Genomic DNA, 5992 nt, shown 5'->3' on the forward strand with positions numbered 1-5992 from the left:
CTGCAGGACCGCTACGAGTTCGATCATACGAACGGCACGGGGCCCTTCTCGCTGCAGACCTGGGACCGGCAGACCAAGGAGTTGATCCTGGTCCGCAACGAGCACTACTGGCGCGCCCCCGCCCCGCTCGCGCGCGTCGTGATCCGGACCGTCACGGAGTTCGCAACGCGGCGCCTGGCGTTGCAGCAGGGCGACGCAGACGTCATCGCGGTGGACCGGCCGGACCAGACACAGGTCGCGGGGCTGGCCGGCGTCACGGTCCAGGACGGCTTCCCCACCCTCTTGCTCCAAGCGTTCCACTTCAACCAGAAGATCGACGCGACCGGGAACCCCGACGTCGGGAGCGGCAAGCTCGACGGCAACGGCATCCCGCCCGACTTCTTCTCGGATGTGCACGTCCGGCGTGCGTTCGCGTACGCGTTCGACTACGGCACGTTCATCCGGGACGCCTATCGCGGCAAGGCGCTGCAACCGAACGGCCCGATCATCCAGGGGCTGCTCGGCCACGACCCGACGCTGCCGACGTACACGTTCGACAAGCAGAAAGCGGCGGCGGAGTTCCACGCGGCGTGGGGCGGCAGACTCTGGGACACGGGGTTCACGTTCACGGAGCTGTTCAACACCGGCAACGCGTCGAGGCAGATCGCGGCGCAGATCGTCAAGGACGTCATCGAGTCGATGAACCCCAAGTTCCACGTGGCGATTCGCAGCGTGCAATGGTCCACGTTTCTGCAGTTGGCCGCCCAGCACAAGAGCACGATGTACGCGACCGCGTGGTCTGCCGACTATCCCGACCCGGACGACTTTGCGCAGCCGTTCCTGGCCAGCAACGGCGCCTACCCGAGGCGGAACGGCTTTGCCGATCCCCGTCTCGATCAGCTCGTCCAGGAGGGGATCGCCACGACCGATCCCGCCCGGCGCGCCGACGTCTATCGGCGGCTGACGCGCATGGCCTATGAGGACGCCCCGGCGATCTTCGAAGCCCAGCCGACGGCCTTCGTTGTGATGCGCTCCTGGGTGCGAGGATGGTACTACAACGCGGTGCTGCCGCCGCTCGCGAACGTCGGATTTGATTTCTACTCGATGCGGAAAGAATAGCCGGGCCGCACACGGCGATCGGATGCTGCAATCCGCCGGCCGCCGGAGGTCTGGCCCGGGGCCCCCCGGCCGCCCCAGAGGCCGCGCCAAATCAGGTCTCGACCCGATGGGGCCCCGCCGGACAGTTTGATACCCTTCGTGACGCGCCGCACGAACGTTCACAGGCGAACCCGCGACGCGAAGAGGAGCGCAGGGAGCCACATGAGCAACCCCGAAAATACACACTCCGTGACGGATGCACCGGCCGCTCCTGCCGCCAAGATCCGCGTGCTGCTCGCGGACGACCATGCGATCGTCCGCGAGGGCATCAAGATGATCCTGACGACCGAACCCGACATCGAGGTCGTCGGCGAGGCCGAGGACGGCGTCGAGGCGGTCGACCTGGCCCGCCGGCTGAAGCCGGACGTGGTCGTGTTGGACATTAGCATGCCCCGACTCAACGGCGTCGAGGCGACGCGGCAGATCAAAGCTGCCCTGCCAGATACCCACACCCTCACCCTCACGATGCACGATGACGACGCGTACGTCTTCCAGCTCCTAAAGGCGGGCGCGTCCGGCTACGTTCTCAAGCGGGCCGCGGCCACGGATCTGGTGCAGGCGATCCGGGCGGCTCGACGCGGCGAAGCGTTCCTGTATCCCTCCGTCGCCAAGGCGGTCGTCGAGGACTACCTCAAGCGCCTGGAGGCCGGTGAGGGACGCGAGGCGTACGACGGGCTCACCGAGCGGGAGAAGGAGATCCTGACGCTCGTCGCCGAAGGCGCGTCCAACCAGGAAATTGCGCAGCGCCTGTTCATCAGCGTCAAGACGGTCCAGACCCATCGCGCCCACATCATGGAGAAGCTCGAGCTCCACGATCGAACCCAGCTCGTCCGGTACGCCATCCGCAAGGGCCTGATCGAACCGTAACGGCATCGGCGCCGGCGGGCGCCGCATCGAGGGACAACGTGACGAACGACACGCTACGGACCGCGTACCCGTCCGACCGGGAGGCCGACGCGGTGCTCCGCGACGGCACGGCGATCCGCATCCGCCCGATCCGGTCCGATGACGAGACTCATCTCGGAACGTTCCTTCTGCGACTGTCGGCAGACTCGCGGGCGCTCCGGTTCTTCGGCGCGACCTCCGACGATGCGGTCATCGCGTACGCTCGTCGGGCGGTGGACGTCGACTACGATCGGCACTTCGGGTTGATCGCCGTGGCGGGCACGGACGAACGCATCGTCGGTCACGCCGCGTACAATTCCCCGCGCGGTAACACGGCGGAGGCATCGTTCGCCGTCGCGGAGGACTACCAGGGGCGCGGCCTCGGCACGATCCTCCTCGGACACCTGTGCGAGATCGCGGCGGCGCACGGCATCCGCGTCTTCGAGGCGCTCGTCCTCCCCGACAACACCCAGATGATCGCGGTGTTCCGCGAAGCCGGCTTCCCCATCAACGTCCGGTTCACCGGCTCCGAACTCACCGTCACGTTCCCCACCGCGATGACGCAGGAAGCGCTCGATCACTTCTACCGTCGGGATCAAATCGCGGCGGAGAACGCGCTGCGGGCCTTCTTTGCCCCGAGAGCGGTCGCAGTGATCGGCGCGTCTCGCCGCCGGGGGACGATCGGCGGCGAGATCTTTCACAACATCGCGAGCTATGGGCTCCACGTGCCGGTGTACCCGATCAACCCGTCGGCCGCGACGGTGCAGGACGTCCCGGCGTTCCGCACCATCGAGGACGTCCCGGGATCGGTCGACCTCGCGGTCATCGCGGTCCCCGCGGCGGAGGTGATCGACGTTGCCGCCGCCTGCGGGCGCAAGGGGGTCCGTGCCCTCGTGGTCATCTCCGCCGGATTCGGTGAGATTGGCGGCGAAGGCCAGGCGCGACAGGCAGAACTGCTCCGGGTCTGCCGTGAGACCGGGATGCGGCTCATCGGCCCCAACTGCATGGGGGTCATCAACACCGATCCGGCGGTCCGCCTGAACGCGACGTTTGCGCCCCGTATTCCGCCGACAGGTCGCGTGGGATTCTCCTCACAGAGCGGAGGGTTGGGCCTGGCGATCATCGAGTACGCGAACCGGCTCGGGCTGGGGTTGTCCACCTTCGTCTCGATCGGGAATAAGGCGGATATCTCCGGCAACGATCTACTCAACTACTGGGAATCCGACCCGAACACCGACGTCATCCTCTTCTACCTGGAGTCGTTCGGCAACCCGCGGCGGTTTTCGCAGATCGCGCGCCGCGTGGCCCGGACGAAGCCCATCGTCGCGGTGAAGAGCGGCCGGTCGCCCGCGGGCGCGCGGGCCACGTCATCGCACACCGGCGCGCTCCTCGCCGCGTCCGACGTCACCGTGGACGCGCTGTTCCGGCAGGCCGGGGTGGTCCGAACCGACACGCTCGAGGAATTGTTCGATGTGGCGGCGCTCCTGGCGAATCAGCCGGCACCGACCGGCCGCCGCATCGCGATCATCACGAACGGCGGCGGACCCGGCATCTTGTGCGCGGACGCCTGCGAAGCCGAAGGGCTGCAGGTGCCCGAGCTTGCGCCCGAGACGCAGGCCCGGCTGCGGGCGTTCCTCCCGCCGGAGGCGAGCGTTCACAACCCGGTCGACATGATCGCATCGGCGCCGGCCGACGCGTACCGGGAGTCGATCCGCGCGGTGACGGACGACCCGGGGATCGACGCGGTCGTGGTCATCTTCGTCCCACCGCTCGTCACCCAGGCAGAGGATGTCGCCCGCGCGATCATCGAGGCCGCGCGCGGGCTCACGAGCCGGAAACCGATCGGCACCGTCTTCATGTCGGCCCGCGGGGTGCCGGATGCGCTGACCGCGGCCGACGTCCGCATTCCTTCGTTCGCGTTCCCGGAGTCGGCGGCGATCGCGTTCGCGCGGGCGGCCCGATACGGAGAGTGGCGGGCTCGACCGCTTGCCCCCGTGCCGCAGCTCGAGGATGTGCAGCGCGAGCAGGCGGCCGCGGTCGTGGCGGGCGCGCTGCGTCGCGGTGGCGGCTGGCTGACTCCCGAGGAGACATACGAGGTGCTCACGTGCTACGGCGTTCCCGTAGCGCCGCAGCGCATCGTCGCCACGCCCGAAGACGCGGGCCTCGCCGCCGAAACGATCGGGGGAGAGATCGCGCTGAAGGCGGTCAGCGCCGACATCCTGCATAAGACGGACCTGGGCGGTGTGCACCTGCATCTCCGGGGCGCGCAAGCCGTGCAGGACGCGGCGCAGGCGATGCAGGACGCGCTCGCCGCCTCCGGTCATCCGCCGTCGGGGTACCTTGTCCAGGCCATGGCCGACCCCGGACCGGAAATGATCGTGGGGGTCGTCCAGGACGCGCAGTTCGGACCGGTGGTCGCGTGCGGCGCCGGCGGCACCGCGGTCGAGCTGATTCACGACGTCGCCATCCGGCTCACGCCGCTCACCCGCGAGGACGCCGACCAGATGATCCGAAGTCTCAAGACCTATCCCCTCCTGACTGGGTACCGCGGCCGCCCCGCGACCGACGTGGCCGCGTTGACCGACGTGCTGGTTCGTGTCGGCGCCCTCGCCGAGGATCTCCCCCAGGTCGCGGAGCTCGACTGCAACCCGATCATCGCCCAACCGCACGGCGCGTCGGTCGTGGATGCCCGCATCCGGGTGACGAACGTGGAACCACCGTCGCACCTCAAGCGCCGCGCCTAAGGCCTTCCGCACGGCAGGCCGCAGCGCCGAACCGGGGCAGCGTCGCTCGCAGGGAGGCCCGTGGGATGTTCCGCATCACGTTCCTGGGCGCGGTCCGCACGGTCACCGGCTCGATGCACCTGGTCGAAGCCGGCGGCGTGCGCCTGCTTCTGGACTGCGGATTGTTTCAAGGTCACCGCGAGGACGCAGATCGTATCAACCGGGGTCTTCCCGTTGACGCCACGGGCATCGACGCGGTCGTGCTGTCGCACGCGCACCTCGACCACTGCGGGAATCTGCCGACGCTCGTCACCCGCGGGTTCCGCGGCCCGATCTACTGCACGGACGCCACGCGGGAACTGGCGGCGCTGGTCCTCCGTGACAGCGCCAAAGTGCAACTGCAGGACGCGGCGTTCGTCAACACGGTGCGGCACGGACCGCCCACCGCGGTCCCCCTGTACACCGAGGACGACGTCGACCAGACGGTGCGGGCGCTCGCCGGCGTCGCCTACGGACGGGCCTTTGCGATCGGTGACGCCAGGATCACTTTGCTCGATGCCGGCCACATCCTGGGATCGGCGATCACCGTCATCGAGGCCGATGGGCGCACGCTCGTCTTTACGGGAGACCTCGGGCGTCCCGGTCCCCTCCTGCTCCGGGACCCAGAGACCCCGCCGGCCGCCGACGTTCTGGTGATGGAATCCACATACGGAGGACGGACGCACGAGTCCCTCGCCTCGGGCGAGGCGCGGCTCGGTGAGACGGTGCGGGAGACGGTCGCCCGCGGAGGGAAGGTGCTGGTCCCCTCGTTTGCGTTGGAACGGACCCAGGACCTGGCGTACGCGCTGCATCGGCTGCGCCAAGCCGGTCAGGTCCCTGCCGTGCCGGTGTTCGTGGACAGCCCGATGGCCACGGACGCGACGGAGATCTTCCGCCGGCACCCGGAGTGTTTCGGCGATACCATCCGCGCCATGCTAGCACACGAGGACCCGTTCGGCTTCCGGGGCCTCCGATACGTGCGTTCGGCTACGGACTCCAAGGCGCTCAACGAGATCAGCGAGCCGTTCGTTGTGATCGCCACATCGGGCATGTGCGAATCCGGGCGCATCCTGCACCACCTGCGCCACCACCTCGGAGACGCGCGGTCGACGCTCCTGATCGTGTCGTTTCAAGCGCCACACACGCTGGGCGCGCGCCTCGCGGCCGGTATCTCTCCGGTGAACGTGTTTGGACAACCCCACGCGGTG

At 68.6% G+C, this 5992-nt stretch carries 4 protein-coding genes; all 4 read left to right on the plus strand.

The genetic code is table 11. The features are described from left to right. A partial coding sequence (locus tag VKZ50_02730; GenBank protein ID HLJ58626.1) for an ABC transporter substrate-binding protein occupies positions 1-1098 on the plus strand: 1098 nt, incomplete at its 5' end. Between the two features lie 201 nt (positions 1099-1299). Then, complete coding sequence (locus VKZ50_02735) at positions 1300-2004, plus strand: response regulator transcription factor (GenBank protein ID HLJ58627.1); 705 nt, start codon at positions 1300-1302, stop codon at positions 2002-2004. A gap of 38 nt (positions 2005-2042) precedes the next feature. Further along, a complete protein-coding gene (locus tag VKZ50_02740) occupies positions 2043-4766 on the plus strand; it encodes a GNAT family N-acetyltransferase (GenBank protein ID HLJ58628.1) in 2724 nt (907 codons plus the stop codon). 65 nt (positions 4767-4831) lie between these two features. Next, positions 4832-5992, plus strand: a 1161-nt coding sequence (locus VKZ50_02745; GenBank protein HLJ58629.1) for an MBL fold metallo-hydrolase, incomplete at its 3' end; no start/stop codon positions are given.

It is taken from the genome of bacterium (assembly GCA_035295165.1).
GTDB lineage: Bacteria > Sysuimicrobiota > Sysuimicrobiia > Sysuimicrobiales > Segetimicrobiaceae > JAJPIA01.

What these genes read in the sequence shown, in the direction of transcription:
- VKZ50_02735 (HLJ58627.1), top strand. Translation starts at nt 1,300, where the DNA reads ATGAGCAACCCCGAAAATACACACTCCGTGACGGATGCACCGGCCGCT.